The sequence below is a fragment of the Pseudocitrobacter cyperus genome (assembly GCF_039889165.1).
Lineage (GTDB): Bacteria > Pseudomonadota > Gammaproteobacteria > Enterobacterales > Enterobacteriaceae > Pseudocitrobacter > Pseudocitrobacter cyperus.
Window position 1 is genome coordinate 672,103 of sequence record NZ_JAYMYY010000001.1, and the last position, 19,896, is coordinate 691,998.

Consider the following 19,896-nt stretch of genomic DNA (forward strand, 5'->3'; position numbering starts at 1 on the left):
CGACAACTGACTCTTGCCAACTCTGAATGTTAAGCGCCCCAAATAATAAAAAAGACCCGCCTGAGCGAGCCTTATCCATAACACTGATTTGCGTTTTTACTTAAAGACTTCTGCGACCGCTTCGAAGTTCGGGCCATGCTCACGCGCTGCAATAATCACGTAATATTTCCCGCCTTTCTTATCGGCAAGTTCAGACAATTTTTTATGCAGATCGGATGGGGAAGAAACCTGACCATTGGTCGCGCCAACTGAGACGTTACCGATGTACTCCAGTTTAAAGTGATGAGCTTCATCTTTAGAAATTAAATCGGCTGCTGAGGTACTGAATGCCACCATAGATAACGCTGCCATCGTCCCTAACAATACTTTCTTCATCGCATACTCTCCTGTTAACGGTTTGTCTTCGTCTGTAACAGTATAAGCAATTTCTCAAATCTTCAATGACAAAGGGAAACATTTAATCAATATATCCCAAACCAACAGCAACTTTACCTGTCTTTGGATAAAGAGACATTAGGACTGCGGCGCCCCTCACAATCTTGCCAAATGCGTGTACTATAGAGGTTATCTGACTGCAAAAGGCAAAATAATGCGACGAGAAAGTGTTTCTTCTTCACGGATAAAATCAATCGGTTACGATGAGAAAAACAAAGTTCTCGAGATAGAATTTTTTTCGCTGGGTATTTACCAGTACATTGGTGTTTCTTTAAAAACGTACCAGACATTTTTGACGGTAAAATCCAAGGGGCGCTACTTTGATGGCGTCATCAATAATAAGTACCTGTGCCGCAAAACAGGGTGATCGGTACGAGCCCTCGCTTCCCGCTGCAATTGATGCTGGCATTCGTCGCCGTAATCCGTACCATACACGCCACACAGTCGTAAGCTAACCCAGGCTAGCCTATGCTTAGCGGATGTTTCCGCGTTATGCATCGCGCTCCTTTCGATTTTTGAGTAATTATTAAATGCAACAGAATCAAGAAATTAGCAAAAAAGAAATCTACAACCTCAACAAGTTGCAGAAGCGCCTGCGTCGTAACGTTGGTGAAGCCATTGCTGACTTCAACATGATTGAAGATGGCGACCGCATCATGGTTTGCCTCTCCGGCGGTAAAGACAGCTATACCATGCTGGAGATCCTGCGCAACCTGCAGCAGAGTGCGCCAATTAGCTTTAGCCTGGTCGCCGTTAACCTCGACCAAAAACAACCGGGTTTCCCTGAGCACATCCTGCCAGAATATCTGGAGAAACTGGGCGTCGAGTACAAGATTGTCGAAGAGAATACCTACGGTATCGTGAAAGAGAAGATCCCGGAAGGTAAAACCACCTGCTCGCTCTGCTCACGCCTGCGCCGCGGCATTCTTTACCGCACGGCAACCGAACTGGGCGCGACTAAAATCGCCCTCGGCCATCATCGTGACGACATTTTGCAAACCCTGTTTCTGAATATGTTCTACGGCGGAAAAATGAAAGGTATGCCGCCGAAACTGATGAGCGATGATGGCAAACATATTGTTATCCGTCCGCTGGCCTACTGCCGCGAGAAAGATATCGAGCGTTTTTCAGAAGCCAAAGCGTTCCCGATTATCCCATGCAACCTGTGCGGCTCGCAGCCAAACCTGCAACGTCAGGTGATCGGCGATATGCTGCGTGACTGGGATAAACGTTATCCGGGGCGCATTGAGACCATGTTCAGCGCCATGCAAAATGTGGTGCCATCGCATCTGTGCGATACTGAACTGTTCGATTTCAAAGGGCTTACGCACGGTTCGGAAGTCGTTAATGGCGGCGACCTGGCGTTTGACCGTGAAGAGATGCCGTTACAGCCTGTCGGCTGGCAACCCGAAGAAGATGATACTCAGCTTGATGAACTGCGTCTGAACGTGGTGGAAGTGAAATAAACGCACTGCGCCTGGCTGACCATCCGGTCGACCAGGCGCATAAAATTACTTCAGCAATCTCACGCGGCACGCTTTGCCTTTAATCTTCCCTTTCTGCAACTGCTTCCACGCCTGATGCGCGACGTTTTCCCGCACGGCGACATATACATGCGCCGGATGCACGTCAATCTTACCGATATCCGCCCCCACTAAGCCCATATCCCCGGTCAGTGCGCCCAGCACGTCACCGGCTCGCATCTTGGCTTTTTTACCCCCGTCAATGCACAGCGTTGCCATTTCCGGCGCCAGCGGCGCAATACGGATCTGGGACGGTTCCGGCATCCAGTTCAGCTTAATTTGCAGCATTTCCGCCAGAATGTTGGCGCGTTGCGCCTCTTCAGGCGCGCAGAAGCTAATGGCCAGACCGCTGTTGCCCGCACGCGCAGTACGACCAATGCGGTGTACGTGCACTTCCGGATCCCAGGCCAGTTCATAGTTCACCACCAGCTCCAGTGATTTAATATCCAGGCCACGCGCAGCAACATCGGTGGCCACCAGAACGCGAGCGCTGCCGTTGGCAAAGCGTACCAGGGTCTGGTCACGATCGCGCTGTTCAAGGTCGCCATGCAGCGCCAGCGTACTCTGCCCGGCCGCATTCAGCTCCTCATACACAGCCTGACAATCTTTTTTCGTATTGCAGAAGACAACACAGGAGGCGGGCTGATGCTGGGTAAGCAGCTTTTGCAGAAGCGTAATTTTCCCGTGACGCGATACATCGAAGAACTGTTGTTCAATGGCGGGTAGCGCATCGACGCTGTCGATTTCGATCGTCACCGGGTCACGCTGTACGCGACCGCTGATTGCCGCAATCGCCGCAGGCCAGGTGGCGGAAAACAGCAGAGTCTGACGGTTGGCAGGGGCAAAGCGGATCACTTCATCAATGGCGTCGCTGAAGCCCATATCCAGCATACGGTCAGCTTCATCCATTACCAGCGTTTGCAGATCCTCAAGAGAAACCGTGCTCTTTTGCAGGTGATCCAGCAAACGACCCGGCGTGGCGACAATAATGTGCGGTGCATGCTGAAGGGAGTCTCTTTGCGCGCCGAACGGCTGACCACCACAGAGGGTCAGCACTTTAATATTAGGCAGGTAGCGCGCCAGGCGGCGGATCTCCCCCGCCACCTGATCGGCCAGTTCACGTGTCGGACACAGCACCAGCGACTGGGTCTGAAAACGTCCGGCATCAATATGTTGTAGCAGACCCAAACCGAATGCCGCCGTCTTACCACTCCCGGTTTTCGCCTGCACGCGAACATCTTTTCCGGCAAGAACCGCCGGTAGCGCAGCTTCCTGAACAGGGGTCATGGAGAGATAGCCCAGATCGTTAAGGTTGTCGATCTGGGCGGCGGGCAGTGAATTCAGTGTTGAAAAAGCGGTCACAATATTTTCTCGCGGTAAAAGGCTATCGTCAGCAGGCGCGTATCCTCGCAGATCTGGGCGTCTGATGCGACAATTTAATCGGTTCTTCATCCGGCGGCGGATCCGGCATAGGCTGCGGGCGCGGTATCGGATCGCGTCCCGGAGGCGGATCAACGGGAATCGGGTCAGTCGGAATTGAATGGATGTGCTGGAATGCCTCAAGTCGTAGTGCCTGGTACATCATCTTCCCCTCTGAAAATCAGGTTGGTTCTTTAAGGGTAGATGCCACAGGAACAGAGGCCAAAAAAAAGCCGACTATTCAAGTCGGCGTTGTACGAATCAATTGTGCTATGCAGTAATTCAAAAAAAGGAAGTAAGACAATATGGAGCGCAACGCCCATCGCTTGACGTTGCATTCACCTGCGAGAGAGATATTGCCCTGATTAGGGGTGTCGTTTATTGACCTCGCTCAATTTAATTGCCGTTTTTGTGTTCAATAACTGTTAAAAAGGTTAATTTTTACAGCCATTTACTGCGATGTAACCACCAGGTAACACCCCCGATGAGCAATACCAGCATGATACAAAAGGAGTAAAAGCCGAAATGCCACCCGCCACCGGGAATCCCCCCCAGGTTTACGCCGAATAATCCCGTCAAAAACGTACTGGGTAAGAAGACCATCGCCATCAGCGACATTGTATAGGTGCGACGCGACAGTGATTCCTGCATCACCTGGGCGATTTCATCCGTCATCACCGCCGTGCGCGCGATGCAGGCGTCAATCTCATCCAGCCCGCGTCCAAGCCGGTCGGCAATATCCTGCATACGACGCCGCTGATCGTCGGTCATCCACGGTAGACGTTCACTCGCCAGCCGGGCATAGACATCACGCTGTGGCGCCATATAACGACGCATCACAATCAGTTGCTTGCGCAGCAGTGCCAGGAACCCGCGCGGGGGAACCTGCTGTTCCAGCAAATTATCTTCAAGGTCGATAATCCGGTCATGCAGTTGTTCAATAAATTCACTGGCGTGATCGGTCAGCGCATCGCAAACATCCACCAACCAACCGCCGCAGTCTGTCGGCCCGCTGCCTTCTTCAAGATCGTTAATCACATCGTCCAGCGCCAGCACTTTGCGCTGGCGGGTGGAGACAATCAGGCGTTCATCCATATAGAGACGCATCGCCACAAGTTGATCGGGGCGTTCATCGGTGCTGCCATTAATGCAGCGCAGGGTGATCAGTGTCCCCTCGCCCATCCGGCTCACGCGCGGGCGCAGGCTTTCTCCGGACAAAGCATCGCGAACGCTGTTAGGCAACAATGGTGTCGACGCCAGCCATTGCGCGCTCTCCGGGTTGGTATAATTCAGATGCAGCCAGCATGGATTTTCTTTAGTGATCACATCGCTCTCATCAAGCGCTTTCACTCCACCCTTGCCATCCAGTATCCACGCGAACACGGCATCCGGTACGTTAAGATCCGATCCCTTTATGGCTTCCACATCACCTCCACTGACGACACAACATTTTGCTAGTCTAGCCATCTGTCCCGGTTACGCAATCACTCTGGTGCCCATCACGCTGAAATTGCTCATAAAAGCAGCGATGCATGCGCGCCATTGCCATTTAATGAAAAAGAACTATTGCCAGTGTCCAGATATGCTCTATGCGCAAGAATATATTCTTTTATAATTTTATGAAGATCACATATTCAATAAAATTCAAAATCACCAATAAATAAAGCCATAATTACAGTGAGTGTATTTTAAAATAAATTCTCCGGAGACTTTTAGTTTAACGCGATTCAGCAATACTTATTTAAGTCAAACACCGTCAATCCGTTAAAAAACCGTGATCTATCAAGTTATTTCTGTAGCTTATTTCAGATTATTCCTGATAGATTAATTCCAAAATCTAAGAATGTGGATGACATGATGCTGCATGTTTCGTGGGACCCGGTTCTGGTTGGCGTTTCGTTCCTGGTGGCGTTCATCGCCTCTTTCGTCGCCCTCGATAGCGCAGGGAAAATTGCTGCATCCAATAAAAAAGCGGCAATGTTCTGGCGTATCTCGGGCGGAGTGACATTAGGTATTGGTATCTGGTCGATGCATTTTATCGGCATGCTGGCAATGAGAATGCCTATGGAGATGAGCTATCACCTGGAATTAACGCTGCTTTCGTTGCTGGCGGCAATAGCGGCTGCGACGCTGGCGATAAATATAGCCGTCGCCGGGCCGACACTGTCGCCAAAACGGCTGGCAATTGCCACCCTGCTACTCAGTAGCGGCGTGGTGGCGATGCATTATGTCGGCATGGCGGCGCTGATGATGCACGGTGGCATTATCTGGAGCATTCCTCGCATTATAATCTCGATAGTGATTGCGGTTATTGCTTCCTGCGTTGGATTATTTCTGGCCTTCAGCCTGCGACTGAACAGCAAACATGTTTTGCTCTGCCGCATCGCCGCCGCCATGGCAATGGGCATTGCTATCGCCGCAATGCACTATACCGGCATGAGTGCGGCGACATTCTCAAGCCACTCTCATATGATGACTGGCCACATCCACCAGGTCGGCGAAGAGGGACTTTCAGTATGGGTTTCCGCAGTCACGCTGCTGTTGCTGGGCACAATGCTGGTTATTTCAATGGTGGATTCGCAAATTCGGACGACCCGCCTGACCGAGAACCTACAGCAACTGAATAAACAGCTAGAACAACAGGCACGCTTTGACGGACTCACGGGGTTAGCAAACCGTAGCCAGATTGATATGCGTCTGCTCGCCTGCCTGCAACAGGCACGGTTAACGCGTGCTGAGTTTGGGTTAGTCCTGATGGATCTCGACCGGTTCAAACTTATCAACGATGCCTGGGGGCACCACGTCGGTGATAACCTGTTGGTTTCCGTCGCCAATCGGCTGAGCGCCTGCCTGCCGCCTAAAATGACGCTTGCCCGTATTGGCGGTGATGAGTTCATTCTGCTGGCGCCTCACAGCACGGAGGCTGAACTCGCAGAGTTGTGCAATCGTCTGGTAGAGAGCATCCGTCGGCCTTTTTATCACTCCGGGCAGATCCTGCAAATCTCATTGAGCGCGGGTATCAGTATGTACCCCGCTGATGGTGACTCCCCGCAGGAACTGAAACTGTGCGCCGACACCGCCATGTATCATGTCAAACGCAATGGCCGCAACGGCTGGGCGGTGTATGGCGATGCGATGCTCGATAGCTCCTGGCAGGGAGCCCACCTGCTGCAGGATCTCACCCAGGCACTGGAACGTAACCAGTTCGAACTGTGGTATCAGCCTAAATTCCATGTCCAGGAAAATCGCATTTATGGTTTTGAAGCGCAACTGCGCTGGCGTCATCCTAAAAAAGGCATTCTGCTGCCGAATGTATTTTTACCGACGTTACAAAATACGAGCTTAATACTGCCAGTAGAGAGCTGGGCTATCGACCAGTCTTGTAAGCAACTGCGCCAGTGGAGCAAAGAGGGGCACGATGACTGGACGTTATCCATTAATATTTCGGCTAATCAGTTCGAAGAACAGAATATCTATGAATTACTGTGCAATACGCTTTCGCGTTATCACCTTTCTCCGCTGCGCTTAACAATCGAATTAACAGAAACGACGGCCATGCACGGTCTCGATCGTAATCTACAAATATTCCATGACTTCAACCGTATCGGCTTGACCGTATCCATTGATAACTTTGGCACCGGTTATTCCAATATGTTGTTACTGCAAACACTTCCCGCGCGTGAACTGAAAATTGACCGAAGTTTTATTAAAGATATTCGTGATGACAGCAAAAATGTGAAAATCGTTTCGTCGATTATTCATATCGCGCATTCGATGAATATGAACGTCGTAGCGGACGGCATTGAAACGGAAGAACAGCAGCGTTTACTGACACAACTGGGTTGCGATGCACTGCAAGGCTCGCTCTTCTGTGAGGCCTTACCTCCACAGGATATTGAAGCGGCATTGAGTCGGATGCCCTTTAATAGCAGGGCGGCAAACACTGCTACAGCACCTATCCCCATCCGACAAAATAGAGTGAAACATGCGTAAATAATGCCCTGATGCGCAAAATCGCATCAGGGCGTTATTCGTATATTAGTGCTTCACAATATACATCGTGCGCGTATACGCCACGTCTTCCGGGTTCTCAATCGGATACCCCTTCAGCCACGGTTTGATTAAACGCCCGTTGGTATACTGGTAGATAGGCGCAATTGGCGCTTTCTCAGCCAGAATCTTCTCCGCTTCGTTATAGTCTGCGTTACGTGCTTTCGCCGTATTTTCAAGCGTGGCCTGATTCACCACTTTATCGTAGGCTGGATTATTAAAGCGCGAAATATTGCCGGTATTGGTCGACGTCAGCAGCGATAAGAAGGTCGACGGTTCGTTATAGTCCCCTACCCATGACGCGCGGATCACATCGAAATTACCGGTGTTGCGGCTGTCGATATAGGTCTTCCACTCCTGATTTTGCAGTTTCACGTCAACACCGAGATTCTTTTTCCACATTGATGCGACGGCGATGGCAATCTTCTGATGGTTCTCAGAAGTGTTATAGAGCAGTGTTAAATTCAGTGGACGATTCGGGCCATAGCCCGCCGCCTGTAGCAGGGTTTTCGCCTGTGCATTCAGCTCTTCCTGACTGCTCTGCTCCATTTGGGTCGGTTCCGCTTTAAATCCTGCGGTGACATCAGGCGTAAAATGCCACGCCGGTTTTTCACCGGTTCCCAACACTTTCTCAGCAATAATCCGACGATCAATCGTCATGCTCAGCGCTAAGCGGACGCGCGCATCCGCAGTTGGCCCTTTCTGAGTGTTAAAGGCGTAATAATAGGTACCGAGCTGCGCGGGTGTATAAACCTGCCCTGGGATATCCTTCAGCAGTTTCTTATACAGGTTTTTCGGGAAGGATTCGGTAATATCGATATCCCCGGCCAGATAGCGCTTGGTTGCCGACGACTCCTGGTTGATTGGCAAGAATGTGACTTTTGTAATCACCGTCTTTGCGTTATCCCAGTAGTGAACGTTTGGCACAGCCACCAGTTTTTCATTCACCACGCGGTCTTTCAGAATATATGCGCCATTGCCAATCAGTTTGCCGGGTCGCGTCCAGTTTTTATCGCTTTCTACATTGGCTTTTTGCACCGGGAAGAGCGAAAAATTAGCCGTCAGATTAACAAACCACGGCAGAGGTTTATCCAGTTGCACACGCAGAGTATGGGGATCCACGGCGGTCACGCCCAGTGATTCCGGCTTCGCTTTACCATCAATAATTGCCTGCGCATTGTTTATCCCCGCCAGCGCCGCGAACCAGGCAAATGGTGAGGTGGTTTTAGGATCAACCAGGCGCTGCCAGCTATAGACAAAATCTTCAGCAGTAACGGGCGTACCGTCTGACCACTTTGCATCGCTGCGCAGTGAAAAGGTCCAGGTTTTGTGATCGTTACTTTGCCAGCGGGTGGCGACGCCGGGAATGATATTCCCTTTTTCATCCTGATTAACCAGCCCTTCGAAGAGGTCACGGATCACCTGAATTTCTGGCAACCCTACGGCTTTCGCCGGATCCAGAGAAGCGGGTTCATCTTTGATATGGCGAACCAACTCCTGGCTGGGTGCCAGCGCCGTCCCGGCAGGAACTTCCGCCGCCAGGGCAACTGAACTCAGACTACCGAGCCATAACGCACAGCACGACAACGTGAAAGGATACTTCATGACATCCCCTTAATAAGGCAACTTAATGAAAACATTATTTGTTTCGGGCCAGTGAAATGCAAACGGCTTATCACATAAAATTGATATGGCGAATGTTTTTCAGCGAGGGAAACCATTTGATTCACGGTCAATTTTGCACAACACTCCTTGTATCAGCACCACGAACCAGGAAAATCTATGTCCGTCACCCGTCCCCGCGCTCAGCGCGGTGCGTTTCCACCCGGCACCCAACACTATGGCCGTTCGCTGCTGGGCGCTCCGCTTATCTGGTTTCCCGCGCCGCTCGCCGATCATGCCAGCGGTTTGATTATTGCCGGCACCCACGGCGATGAAAACGCCTCCATCGTTACCCTCTCCTGCGCGTTACGGACGCTCTCTCCCGAGTTACGCCGCCATCACGTGGTGTTGACGGTGAATCCGGACGGCTGTCAGCTAGGGCTACGCGCCAATGCCAATGGTGTCGACCTGAATCGTAATTTCCCGGCAGCGAACTGGAAGCCGGGGGAAACGGTTTATCGCTGGAACAGCTCAGCGGAAAGTCGTGATGTTGTGCTGCTCACCGGCGATAAACCGGGGTCAGAACCCGAAAGCCAGGCTCTGTGCCAGCTTATTCATCAAATCCAACCGGCATGGGTGGTGTCATTTCACGATCCGTTGGCCTGTATTGAAGATCCGCGCCACAGCGAACTCGGGCGCTGGCTGTCTGAAGCGTTCGCACTGCCGCTGGTCAGCAGCGTGGGCTACGAGACGCCAGGCTCGTTCGGTAGCTGGTGCGGCGATATTGGCCTGCCCTGCATCACCGCTGAGTTCCCGCCCATCTCATCCGATGAGGCGAGCGAGAAATATCTCAGCGCGATGACCGCCTTGCTGCGCTGGCGCGCCGCGGCTCAGAGATGAAGCTCGCCGGTCGAAAAATGCAGTGCGGGTTCCGCGTCAACCGCCAGCCAGGTCGGGCCATCAAGATCGGCAAATTTTACCTGCGGCGTAAGCGGCAACGCCGCGGTGATTGCGCGTGAAGTACATAACATGCAGCCCAGCATGCGTTCAAAGCCCTGCGCCCGCGCCTCTTCAGCCAGCGCCAGGGCTTCTGTAAGCCCACCCGTTTTATCCAGCTTAATATTCACCATATCGTACCGCCCACGCAACGCAGGCAGGCTTTCCCGCGTATGACAGCTTTCGTCTGCACATATGGGCAGCGGGTGAATAAAGTTCTCCAGTGCGCTGTCATCCGTTGCCGGGAGCGGCTGCTCGAGCATCGCGACCTTCAGATCCGCCAGTAGCTGACAGCGAGCCGCCAGGCCATCGCCATGCCAGGATTCATTCGCATCAACAATCAGCGTTGCATCCGGTGCTGCCGCACGGATCGCCACCATCCGCTCCGTAATCAGGTGATCATCAAGTTTAACCTTCAGCAGTTGCGCCCCGCTTTCAGCCAACGCTTTTGCGCTGGCAGCCATCTGCTCCGGGGTACCAATAACCACGGTTTGCGCCGTCACGACCGTTTTCTCCAGCGAAAGATTAAGCATGGCCGGTACCGTAGTATTGGCGAGCCGCGCCTCGAGATCCCACAGTGCGCAATCCACGGCATTGCGCGCCGCACCTGCGGGCAGCACGCCGGCGAGCGCTTCACGCGTAAGCCCCTTTTCCAGTTGTTCGCCGAGAGCAACTATCTGCGCCATTACCGAAGCAATACTTTCGCCATAGCGTGGATACGGCGTGCATTCACCAACGCCTTTTACCCCATCCTGTTCGAGTTCCACGACGACCACTTTCGCCTCACTGCGACTGCCGCGAGCGATAACAAAAGGTGTATGCAGCGGCCAGGCCTCTTCAAAAACTCTGACACTTCTCATCCCCTGCTCCTTTAATGCAATGTAAATAGGGTTTGCCGTGTTAACACCTGATGACATACACTGGTTCCGACGTTAATTATATGTAAACAGGAAGATTATCATGTCACAAACTGTACATTTCCAGGGCAATCCCGTTTCCGTTCAAGGTGCTATTCCGCAGGCAGGCGACAAAGCACAGCCTTTCACGCTGACCGCGAAAGACCTCTCTGACGTCGCACTCAGCCAGTATGCGGGCAAGCGCAAAGTGCTGAATATTTTCCCGAGCATTGATACCGGCGTATGCGCAGCATCCGTGCGTAAATTCAATGAACTGGCGTCCAAACTGGATAACACCACTGTGCTGTGCATTTCTGCTGACCTGCCGTTTGCCCAGTCTCGCTTCTGCGGCGCGGAAGGCCTGAGCAACGTCGTGACCCTGTCCACCCTGCGTGCGCCAGAGTTCCTGCAAACTTACGGCGTGGGCATCGCTGATGGCGCACTGAAAGGTCTGGCGGCTCGTGCTGTTGTGGTTATCGATGAAAACGACAACGTGGTTTACAGCCAACTGGTTGACGAAATCACCAACGAGCCGGACTACGATGCGGCGCTGGCTGCACTGAAAGCGTAAGGTTAACCCCCAAAACGCCTGAAAAAATAGCCTCCATTCGGAGGCTATTTTTTACTCTTCACTCTTCTTATTGCTTAACCCATATTCGCGCAGTTTATTGGCAATCGCCGTATGCGAAACGCCAAGACGCTTCGCCAGTTTGCGTGTGCTGGGGTAATTGCGATAAAGCTGAGTCAGCACCGAACGCTCAAAGCGACGGGTGATATCGTCCAGCGACCCCTCCATCGCCTCTTCACCCACCGCAGTGGTGGTCACATCGGAATCCGGCAGTAAGACATCCTGCGGACGCAGTTCGTAACCTTCAAGCTGAGTTAATGCGCGATAGACTGCATTTTTCAACTGACGAACGTTGCCCGGCCAGCCATAGCGGGTTAACACATTATTCAGTTCGCTGGAGAGTTTTGGCCGCGAAATCCCCTGCTCATCGGCAAAACGGGCGACGAAAAGTTCGGTCAACGGCATCACGTCCTGCGGACGATCGCGCAGCGGCGGCAGATTCAGCGTCAGAACGTTCAAACGATAATAGAGATCTTCCCGGAACAGCCCTTTTTGTACCAGCTCAACCAGGTTTTTCTGGGTAGCGCAAATCACCCGAACATCGACATGCACTTCCTGATCTTCGCCCACGCGGCGGAACGTTCCGTCATTCAGAAAACGCAGCAGTTTGGTCTGCATACCAGGCGACATTTCACCAATTTCATCCAGTAGTACCGAACCGCCATTCGCCTGCTCGAAGAACCCTTTTTTCCCTTCCGGCGCATGGCCGAAAAGTTCGCTCTCGACGGCATCTTCCGGAATAGAAGCACAGTTCAGCGCCAGATAAGGTTTCGCCGCGCGCGGGCTCGACAGATGGCAGGCATGGGCCACTAAATCTTTCCCGGTACCGGTTTCACCGACGATCAGCAATGGCGCGGTCAACAGCGCCAGTTTACGCGCCTGCTCGACCACCTGACGCATTTTCGGGCTGACGGCGACAATCTGGCTAAACGCGCTAACATCCTGACGGGTCTGGGTTTGTAGCTGACGCCCCATTCTGAGAGTAGAACGCAGCATGACCACCGCACCGGCAAGAATACGTTGCTCATGCTCGCCGCTCATATAGACCGGGGTTATCTCCAGCAAAAAATTTTGCCCGTTGATCACCACATGCTCAGCCTGCGTATCTACCGGCTCGCTCTCCAGCCAGCGCTGAAAGTTATAGCCGCTTATCAACTGACCGGCGGTGTGATTACGCAGTTTGTCGGCAGACATGCCGAACAACTGGCAGCTTGCCGGGTTGGTGCGTTCGATTTTGCTACGAATATCCAGCGAAAGCACCGGCTCAGGCATCGCTTCCAGCAGCGCGCTCAGCGCCAAATGTTCGCGTTCGGATGGCATCCACGGTACGGTTCGCACATCGGTAACACCGGAGATGCGGCGAATTTCCGCCATCAATGTACTGAAGCTTGTGAACTCAAGCTCAGCAAAATTTAGGTAGATTCGGCCAATAGGGTCGATGTCGATACCGCGCAAATCAATGCCGCGCAGCACCAGCAGATCGAGTAATTCACGTGTCAGACCGAGACGATCTTCACAAAAGACTTCAAGACGCATGGGAATTTTCACCCTTATAAGCCAAAGACCTGTGAATAATAAGCCACTTATCGTTTGGCGGGAAGCAGGCTGTCAACAATTATTGACAGTATGGCGGAAAATCGACCATTGCGCTGTAAAGATTTTCGTTCAGCAGGAAAGGATATTCAGGCCGCCACCAGGAACGGCCTGTAAGAGGTTATTTTGCGGAACCTTTCTGGACGACGCCTTTAAGCTGACCAATCAGCTCGCGACGGAAATCACCCAGTTTCGGTTTATCGTTATCGATCCAGGGCAGAGGGCGACACAGCTCCATCGCTTTAATTCCCAGGCGCGCAGTCAGCAACCCGGCACCAATTCCCTGCGCGGCACGGGCGGAGAGTCGGGCAGCGAGATCCTGCGACATCCAGTCCATGCCGATTTCGCGAACCAGCTCACTCGCCCCGGCAAAGGCAATATTAAGCAGAACCAGTTTGAACAGGCGCAAGCGGCTGTAATACCCCAGTTCAATGCCGTAAAGCGTGGCAATACGGTTAATCAAACGCAAGTTACGCCAGGCGATAAACGCCATATCCACCAGCGCCAGCGGGCTTACGGCGATCATCATCGCCGATTCCGCCGCCGAACGGCTAATTTCGCGCCGCGCCTGCGCATCCAGCGCCGGTTGCACCAGATGCGCGTAAAGGCTCACGACTTCCCGATCGTTTTGCGTTTCGTGGATTGCCGCATACCAGCGCTGCAGCGCCGGATGCGCCTGATCAATGCCCGCCTGCTGCGCCAGTTTTTCGCAGAAGGCCCGTGCTTTACCGACGCCGTGGCTCTGCATCAGTTCTCTGGCTTCATCGCGTTCCTGTGCGCGCTGACGTAAACGCCACAGACGACGCCATTCGGTCGCAACTGAGCCCACGCCCGCGCCGACGATAAGCAGCCCCGCAGCGCAGCCGCCCAGCGCGACCCAGTCCTGAGTTTGCCAGGCATTCATCGTCCACTGCACACCCTGCGCCACTACGCTGACGCCAAATATCCCCAATCCGGCGGCGACCATTTTGCGCCACAGGCTCCGTTTCGGGCGCAGAACGGACTCCACCACCAATTCTGCCGCCCCCTCTTCCACCTGCGTCTCATCGACCACGGCGGGAGCGAAGTTTTCGGCTATATCAGCGGAAAATGTCTGTGACTGCCTGAATTGCTCGTTTTTTTCCGCCTCCAGCGGCCCGTCGAAATCGATGCGCGGTTTTAACGGTTCGGTCATCGCAATTTATCTCCAATCAAAAATTCCAGCGCCGCATCCAGACGAATATGCGGAAGCGGCTGGTCGACATCCATCACCTGCGGACGAAACGCTTCAAACTGAAACCCCTGCTTATCCCAGAACGCTTGTCCCGGCAGACGCGGCGGCACTTCGCCCGGGTAAACGGTTAGCGGCTTACCGTCGCTCAAACGATTGCCGCGCAGCGCGGGGATCTTCTCACCATTAACCTCAATCAACCCGCTCTGTGTCGCCTGAACGGACGCCAGCCCTAAACAATCCATGGTGATACCTTCAAAGGCAGCATTCTGCCAGGCATCCTGAATCAGTTGCTGAAGAAGCGACACCATATTGCTGTGCTGATCAACGGTAACGTGATCCGCTTTGGTCGCGGCGAACAGCAGTTTATCGATAACCGGCGAAAACAGGCGACGGAACAGCGTGCGCTGCCCGTAGTGAAAACTGTGCATCAATTGCGTTAAAGCGAGGCGCATATCATTAAACGCCTGCGGCCCGCTGTTGAGCGGTTGCAGACAATCGACCAGCACAATCTGGCGGTCGAAGCGCAGGAAGTGATCTTTATAGAAGCCTTTTACCACTTTCTCGCAGTAATAGTTAAAACGTTCGCGCAGCATCCCGGCATTGGTGTGTTTATCGGCCTGCGCCAGTTTCGCCTCACCGACGCCATCAACATCCGGCCAGGGGAAAAACTGTAGCGCGGGCGCGCCCGCCATATCTCCGGGCAATACAAAGCGCCCGGGCTGAATAAAGTGCAGGCCTTCCTGCTTACAGGTGTGAAGATAATCCGTCCACGCCTGGGCAATTGCCGCCAGCCGATTTTCATCAGCCGCCGCCAGCGGATCGAGCCCTTCGCACAGCTTACGCCAATGGGCAGACCACTCGCCACGCTGCCCCTGTAGCAGCCCGGTCATCTGTCGCGACCAGCTTAGATAATCCTGGGCCAGCATGGGCAGATCCAGCAGCCATTCGCCCGGATAATCGACAATTTCCAGATAGAGCGTAGAAGTATCTTTAAAGTGGCGTAACAGCGATTCATTGGAACGAAAACGCAGCGCCAGACGGATTTCGCTGACCCCACGCGTCGGTGTCGGCCAGGTCGGCGGCTGGCCGTAAAGCTGCGCCAGCCCTTCATCATAGGTAAAACGCGAAATCCCCATATCGCGCTGCGGTACGCGTTTAACCCCCATCAGCCGCTCTTCACGCACAGCGCTCAGTAACGGCAGCCGCGCCCCCGCATGCAGGCTTAACAGTTGGTTCACCATCGCGGTAATAAACGCCGTTTTGCCGCTGCGGCTCAGGCCAGTAACGGCCAGGCGCAGATGCCTGTCGACACCGCGGTTAACCAGCGCATTAAATTCATTTTTTAGTCGCTTCATTGCGGTTCCATTGTGCCCTGAAGGAAAAAGTATTGATGACATATTACATGAGGGTGATGAGGAAAGATGCAAAAGCTGAGAGTCACTACAGACACAACTCATGTTGTGTCTGCTCGATGATTTTATTGCCCGCTATAGCGTTTCGACAGTTTTGCCGCCGCGCGGCTGAGCAAGGGTTCCAGCGCCACCGCCAGCAGCATTTTCAATGGACGACGGGCGACGGATTTCACCGCCCAGCCAGCAACCCCTGCCGGGCCATAGCGTAACGCGGTCAGAAGTACCAGCTTACCTGCGATTTTTAAGCCGGGTTTAACATGCTGCCCGGCGCGTTGCCAGCGACTATTCATCTCAATCCTCAATTACAGTTGGCGGAAACGGCTGCGTAACGAAAAAGTATCAGACGTTACGTAACGCTCCAGTTCACGCAGGCGTTGTTCCCCTGCGGAGAGTTGGGCATCCACGGCGTCGAGTAACTCGCTGCTGGTGGGGCCATTCTCATTTTGCATCACCCCTTCCGGCATCGGATCAAGGGCAAAGGTCAGAATTATGTAGGCGACGACCACAAAGAAAAACAGGCCAAAAAGCATCGCCAGCACGGTGATAATTCGTACCAGTTTTACCGGCACATCAAGATAGTGCGCGATCCCCGCACATACCCCTTTCACCATGCCTTGTTGAGGAATACGCCACAATTTCTTGTTAAAATCTAAGGCCATTATTTATCCCTCCAGTTCGGATGTTCGGCATCCAGAATCGCTTCCAGCGCCTGAATGCGTTCGCGCATACGCCGGGCATCATCTGTGAGCTGTAACAGACGCTGCTGCTCATTTTGCGTTAATCCACTGCTACGGGAGCGGTTGCTGTAATGCAGCCAAATCCACACCGGCAGTACGAACAACACAAACAACGTCAGCGGAATGGCAAGAAAAAGCGCGCTCATAGGTACTCCTTACAATGATGAGCAGCGGCACGTCACGTGCCGCCTGAATAATTATTGGTTGTCCTGCTTCATTTTGGCTTTCAGTTGCGCCAGTTGTTCACCAATTTCATCGTCCGCTTTCAGTTCGGCAAATTGCTGATCCAGTGACGGCTGTTTGCCAAAGCGATGGCTTTCTGCTTCCGCTTCCATATGGTCGATGCGGCGCTCAAAGGATTCAAAACGCGCCATCGCCTGATCCAGCTTACCGCTGTCTAGCTGACGACGCACATCGCGGGACGAGTTCGCCGCCTGATGGCGCAGCATCAGCGCCTGCTGACGAGCACGAGTTTCGCTCAGTTTGTTTTCCAGCTCGCCAATCTCTTTTTTCATACGCGCCAGCGTTTCATCAACCAGCGTAATTTCATGCTCCAGAGTAGAGATAAGCTCGGTCAGCTTCTGTTTTTCAATCAGGGCCGCACGTGCCAGATCTTCTTTCTCTTTACGCAGCGCCAGCTCTGCTTTTTCCTGCCATTCAGCCTGCTGAGAAAACGCTTTCTCAACGCGGCGCGTCAGCTCTTTCTTCTCAGCCAGCGCGCGGGCAGAGGTGGAACGCACTTCCACCAGCGTGTCCTCCATCTCCTGAATCATCAGACGTACCAGCTTTTGTGGATCTTCTGCTTTTTCCAGCAGGGAGTTGATGTTGGCGTTCACGATGTCGGCAAAACGAGAAAAGATACCCATAATATAGTCCTCATAATTTCTGTTTTAGGCGTTAGCCTGCTGAATAGTTAATACAATTCCCGTGCCAACTTTGTATCTCATTGATTATGCAGGTTGTGATTGAATTTTGTGCGCTAAACACATAGAGTAGGTTAGCGAATTACACTAACTAATGGTGAATTTCATCATGGCAGAATACAAAGATAACCTTCTCGGCGAAGCCAACCGCTTTCTGGAGGTGCTGGAACAGGTTTCAAGGCTGGCTCCGCTCGATAAACCCGTGCTGGTGATCGGCGAGCGCGGAACCGGTAAAGAGTTGATCGCCAACCGCCTGCACTATCTCTCTTCTTGCTGGCAGGGGCCTTTTATCTCTCTTAATTGCGCAGCGCTAAACGAAAATCTGCTCGATTCGGAACTATTCGGCCACGAAGCAGGCGCATTTACCGGCGCGCAAAAGCGTCATCCGGGGCGTTTTGAGCGCGCCGACGGCGGCACATTATTTCTTGATGAACTGGCAACCGCCCCCATGCTGGTGCAGGAAAAACTCTTACGCGTGATCGAGTATGGTGAACTGGAACGCGTTGGCGGCAGCCAGCCGTTGCAGGTGAACGTGCGCCTGGTCTGCGCCACGAATGCCGACTTACCGCAGATGGTAGAAGACGGCACATTCCGCGCCGATCTCCTCGACCGTCTGGCATTTGACGTTGTACAACTGCCGCCGCTTCGCGAGCGTCAGAGCGACATTATGTTGATGGCAAATCACTTCGCCATCCAGATGTGTCGTGAACTGGGTATGCCGCTGTTTCCTGGTTTCACTGAACACGCCCGTGAAACACTCATGGATTACCGCTGGCCGGGAAATATTCGTGAACTGAAAAACGTTGTTGAGCGCTCGGTCTATCGCCATGGCAGCAGCGAGATCCCACTGGATGATATTATTATCGATCCGTTTCAGCGTCACACAGTGCATGCGCCTCAGCCAGCGCCAGCAATGCCGTCACTTCCGATGGACTTACGACAGTTTCAACTCTCACAAGAAAAAGACCTGTTGCAACAAAGTCTGCAACAGGCCCGGTTTAACCAAAAAAACGCAGCCGAACTGCTGGGCTTAACTTATCACCAGCTACGGGCGCTATTGAAGAAACATCAGCTTTGACATGCCTTCGGCAACATGAAGGCGCTGACCAGCATTGCGCCCAGGCAAAGAGCACAGTTAAACCACAGTGCATACTGTGCCGCTGCCGCCATACCATTTGGCAGGAACAACGCATACAACGAGGCGGTAATAGCCAGACCAAAAGCGCCGCCGAGCGAGCTCCCCATTTTATATATGCCTGACGCCACGCCGACTTTATTTTCCGGCGCGCTGGTTACAGCCGTATCCGTTGACGGTGTGGCGTAGCACCCCAGCCCAAGGCCGAACAGTACATTGCTAAAAAATACGGTGATGATGTAGATCCACGTATCAAGGAAGGTGCAGGAGATAAGAAATATTCCGACCATCGCAATCAGCGGCCCCCCCATCATCGGTAATCTCGCGCCATAGCGTTGCAACAGTTTTTCACCCACTCGAATCATCAGCAAGACAGTAACCAGATAGCCGAGCGTCATCATCCCCGTTTGAAAAGGGCTAAGGTGGCGCCCCTGCTGTAGCCAGATACTGGTGATCATCATGGTGCCAATGGCGCCATTAAGCATAAAGTTCGATAATACCGCCGCGCCGTAAGACCGGTTTTTAAACAGGTCAAAATCAATCAGCGCCGCCTCTTTTTTGCGCTTTTCAGTACGGATGAAAAACGCCATTGCGATAATCGCCCCCGCCAGCATCGCCAGCGTCAACGAATGCCCCCAGCCCCAGTGATGCCCTTTGGCGATAAACAGGTTAAAAAGCACCAGTGCTGTCACAAGGCTAAGTAGCCCGGCAACATCCAGCTTATGCTGCCCCGCCGTTTCGCTACGACTCTCTGGCGTACCGCGAATTAACAACAATGCCGTTAATGCGACAATAATGGAGAAGACAAAAATCCAGCGCCAGCCCAGCCCGGTGGCAATCGCCCCTCCGACGAATGAACACAGCCCACTGCCGCCCCACGAACCAATAACCCAAAAACTGACGGCTCGCTGACGAGCCTTGCCCGCATACCAGGTTTTTATCAACGCCAGCGTGGCGGGCATAATGCAAGCCGCAGAAAGCCCTTGAACGATGCGACCAGCCAGGAACAATACCGGCCCCTGTGAGACGACCAATAACGCGCTGCCGACCACACTCAGCAGTAAGCCAAACGTCGTCAGCCGCAGGCGTCCATACTTATCCGCCAGCCCGCCACTCACCACCACAAAGCAGCCGCTGAATAACGCGCTCAGACTCACGGCAAGCGTTAGGGTTTCCAGCGAGATATCAATACTGTTTTTAACCACTGGCACCACGTTAATAACCGACTGCGCAAACAGCCAGAACGTCAGAACGCTTAATACAATCCCTGCCAGCAATCGGTCGGTGCCAACATATGGTGCTGCACTGATTGAAACACTACTCATGGCGAGCCC

The 19,896-nt window shown here is 53.1% G+C and carries 20 protein-coding genes; 6 read left to right on the top strand and 14 right to left on the bottom strand.

All coding sequences use genetic code 11. The features are described from left to right. Window positions 1–96: 96 nt before the first annotated feature. Window positions 97–375: a YdgH/BhsA/McbA family protein gene (locus VSR74_RS03285; protein WP_015964590.1), complete on the bottom strand. Its 279-nt coding sequence runs from the start codon at window positions 373–375 to the stop codon at window positions 97–99. A gap of 214 nt (window positions 376–589) precedes the next feature. On the opposite strand from VSR74_RS03285, the gene VSR74_RS03290 reads away from it, so the two are divergent. After that, window positions 590–802 (top strand): KTSC domain-containing protein, encoded by a 213-nt coding sequence (locus VSR74_RS03290; protein ID WP_347793374.1) that lies wholly within the window; start codon window positions 590–592, stop codon window positions 800–802. 163 nt (window positions 803–965) lie between these two features. Then, window positions 966–1,901 (top strand): tRNA 2-thiocytidine(32) synthetase TtcA, encoded by a 936-nt coding sequence (gene ttcA, locus VSR74_RS03295; protein WP_347793375.1) that lies wholly within the window; start codon window positions 966–968, stop codon window positions 1,899–1,901. A gap of 45 nt (window positions 1,902–1,946) precedes the next feature. Here the strand turns inward: ttcA and dbpA are convergent, their stop codons facing one another. The 3 genes from dbpA to zntB all read right to left on the bottom strand — a co-directional run bounded on the left by dbpA (window position 1,947) and on the right by zntB (window position 4,802). Next, window positions 1,947–3,320: an ATP-dependent RNA helicase DbpA gene (dbpA, locus tag VSR74_RS03300; RefSeq protein WP_347793376.1), complete on the bottom strand. Its 1,374-nt coding sequence runs from the start codon at window positions 3,318–3,320 to the stop codon at window positions 1,947–1,949. A 28-nt stretch (window positions 3,321–3,348) separates the two neighbouring features. Beyond that, complete coding sequence (ynaL, locus tag VSR74_RS03305; RefSeq protein ID WP_459349920.1) at window positions 3,349–3,540, bottom strand: proline-rich small protein YnaL; 192 nt, start codon at window positions 3,538–3,540, stop codon at window positions 3,349–3,351. Window positions 3,541–3,818: 278 nt separating this feature from the next. Continuing rightward, a complete protein-coding gene (zntB, locus tag VSR74_RS03310) occupies window positions 3,819–4,802 on the bottom strand; it encodes a zinc transporter ZntB (protein WP_347793377.1) in 984 nt (327 codons plus the stop codon). A gap of 432 nt (window positions 4,803–5,234) precedes the next feature. Here zntB and VSR74_RS03315 point away from each other — a divergent pair, with 432 nt between their 5' ends. After that, the gene (locus tag VSR74_RS03315; protein ID WP_411914237.1) at window positions 5,235–7,370 is read left to right on the top strand and encodes an EAL domain-containing protein; all 2,136 of its coding nucleotides are present in this window, start codon (window positions 5,235–5,237) and stop codon (window positions 7,368–7,370) included. 45 nt (window positions 7,371–7,415) lie between these two features. Here VSR74_RS03315 and VSR74_RS03320 read toward each other — a convergent pair whose 3' ends face one another. After that, window positions 7,416–9,032 carry a peptide ABC transporter substrate-binding protein gene (locus VSR74_RS03320; RefSeq protein ID WP_347793379.1) on the bottom strand — a complete coding sequence of 539 codons (1,617 nt, stop codon included), beginning with the start codon at window positions 9,030–9,032 and terminating at the stop codon, window positions 7,416–7,418. A 177-nt stretch (window positions 9,033–9,209) separates the two neighbouring features. Here VSR74_RS03320 and mpaA point away from each other — a divergent pair, with 177 nt between their 5' ends. Then, a complete protein-coding gene (mpaA, locus tag VSR74_RS03325; RefSeq protein ID WP_347793380.1) occupies window positions 9,210–9,929 on the top strand; it encodes a murein tripeptide amidase MpaA in 720 nt (239 codons plus the stop codon). On the opposite strand, the gene ycjG is transcribed toward mpaA, so the two are convergent. Next, window positions 9,920–10,885, bottom strand: a complete 966-nt coding sequence (ycjG, locus tag VSR74_RS03330) for an L-Ala-D/L-Glu epimerase (RefSeq protein WP_347793381.1) — start codon at window positions 10,883–10,885, stop codon at window positions 9,920–9,922. The genes mpaA and ycjG overlap by 10 nt on opposite strands. Before the next feature lie 100 nt (window positions 10,886–10,985). Between ycjG and tpx the strand changes: the two genes are divergently transcribed. Next, window positions 10,986–11,492, top strand: coding sequence for a thiol peroxidase (gene tpx / locus VSR74_RS03335; RefSeq protein WP_347793382.1), 507 nt, complete (start codon window positions 10,986–10,988; stop codon window positions 11,490–11,492). Between the two features lie 51 nt (window positions 11,493–11,543). Here the strand turns inward: tpx and tyrR are convergent, their stop codons facing one another. The 7 genes from tyrR to pspA form a co-directional block, all read right to left on the bottom strand. Then, on the bottom strand, window positions 11,544–13,085 hold the full coding sequence (gene tyrR, locus VSR74_RS03340; protein ID WP_347793383.1) for a transcriptional regulator TyrR: 1,542 nt from the start codon (window positions 13,083–13,085) through the stop codon (window positions 11,544–11,546). Window positions 13,086–13,263: 178 nt separating this feature from the next. Continuing rightward, window positions 13,264–14,316 carry a YcjF family protein gene (locus VSR74_RS03345; RefSeq protein ID WP_347793384.1) on the bottom strand — a complete coding sequence of 351 codons (1,053 nt, stop codon included), beginning with the start codon at window positions 14,314–14,316 and terminating at the stop codon, window positions 13,264–13,266. After that, on the bottom strand, window positions 14,313–15,710 hold the full coding sequence (locus VSR74_RS03350) for a YcjX family GTP-binding protein (RefSeq protein ID WP_347793386.1): 1,398 nt from the start codon (window positions 15,708–15,710) through the stop codon (window positions 14,313–14,315). The genes VSR74_RS03345 and VSR74_RS03350 overlap by 4 nt, the downstream gene beginning before the upstream one ends. Before the next feature lie 122 nt (window positions 15,711–15,832). Next, complete coding sequence (pspD, locus tag VSR74_RS03355) at window positions 15,833–16,057, bottom strand: phage shock protein PspD (protein WP_347793388.1); 225 nt, start codon at window positions 16,055–16,057, stop codon at window positions 15,833–15,835. A 12-nt stretch (window positions 16,058–16,069) separates the two neighbouring features. Further along, window positions 16,070–16,429, bottom strand: coding sequence for an envelope stress response membrane protein PspC (gene pspC / locus VSR74_RS03360; protein WP_347794350.1), 360 nt, complete (start codon window positions 16,427–16,429; stop codon window positions 16,070–16,072). Then, window positions 16,426–16,650, bottom strand: coding sequence for an envelope stress response membrane protein PspB (pspB, locus tag VSR74_RS03365; RefSeq protein WP_347793389.1), 225 nt, complete (start codon window positions 16,648–16,650; stop codon window positions 16,426–16,428). Before pspB ends, pspC begins: the two co-directional genes overlap by 4 nt. A 51-nt stretch (window positions 16,651–16,701) precedes the next feature. Continuing rightward, window positions 16,702–17,370, bottom strand: a complete 669-nt coding sequence (gene pspA / locus VSR74_RS03370; protein ID WP_347793390.1) for a phage shock protein PspA — start codon at window positions 17,368–17,370, stop codon at window positions 16,702–16,704. A 151-nt stretch (window positions 17,371–17,521) separates the two neighbouring features. Between pspA and pspF the strand changes: the two genes are divergently transcribed. Then, complete coding sequence (pspF, locus tag VSR74_RS03375) at window positions 17,522–18,505, top strand: phage shock protein operon transcriptional activator (RefSeq protein WP_347793391.1); 984 nt, start codon at window positions 17,522–17,524, stop codon at window positions 18,503–18,505. Here pspF and VSR74_RS03380 read toward each other — a convergent pair. Further along, complete coding sequence (locus tag VSR74_RS03380) at window positions 18,496–19,887, bottom strand: MFS transporter (RefSeq protein WP_347793392.1); 1,392 nt, start codon at window positions 19,885–19,887, stop codon at window positions 18,496–18,498. The two genes, pspF and VSR74_RS03380, sit on opposite strands and share 10 nt — an antisense overlap. Between the last annotated feature and the right edge of the window lie 9 nt (window positions 19,888–19,896).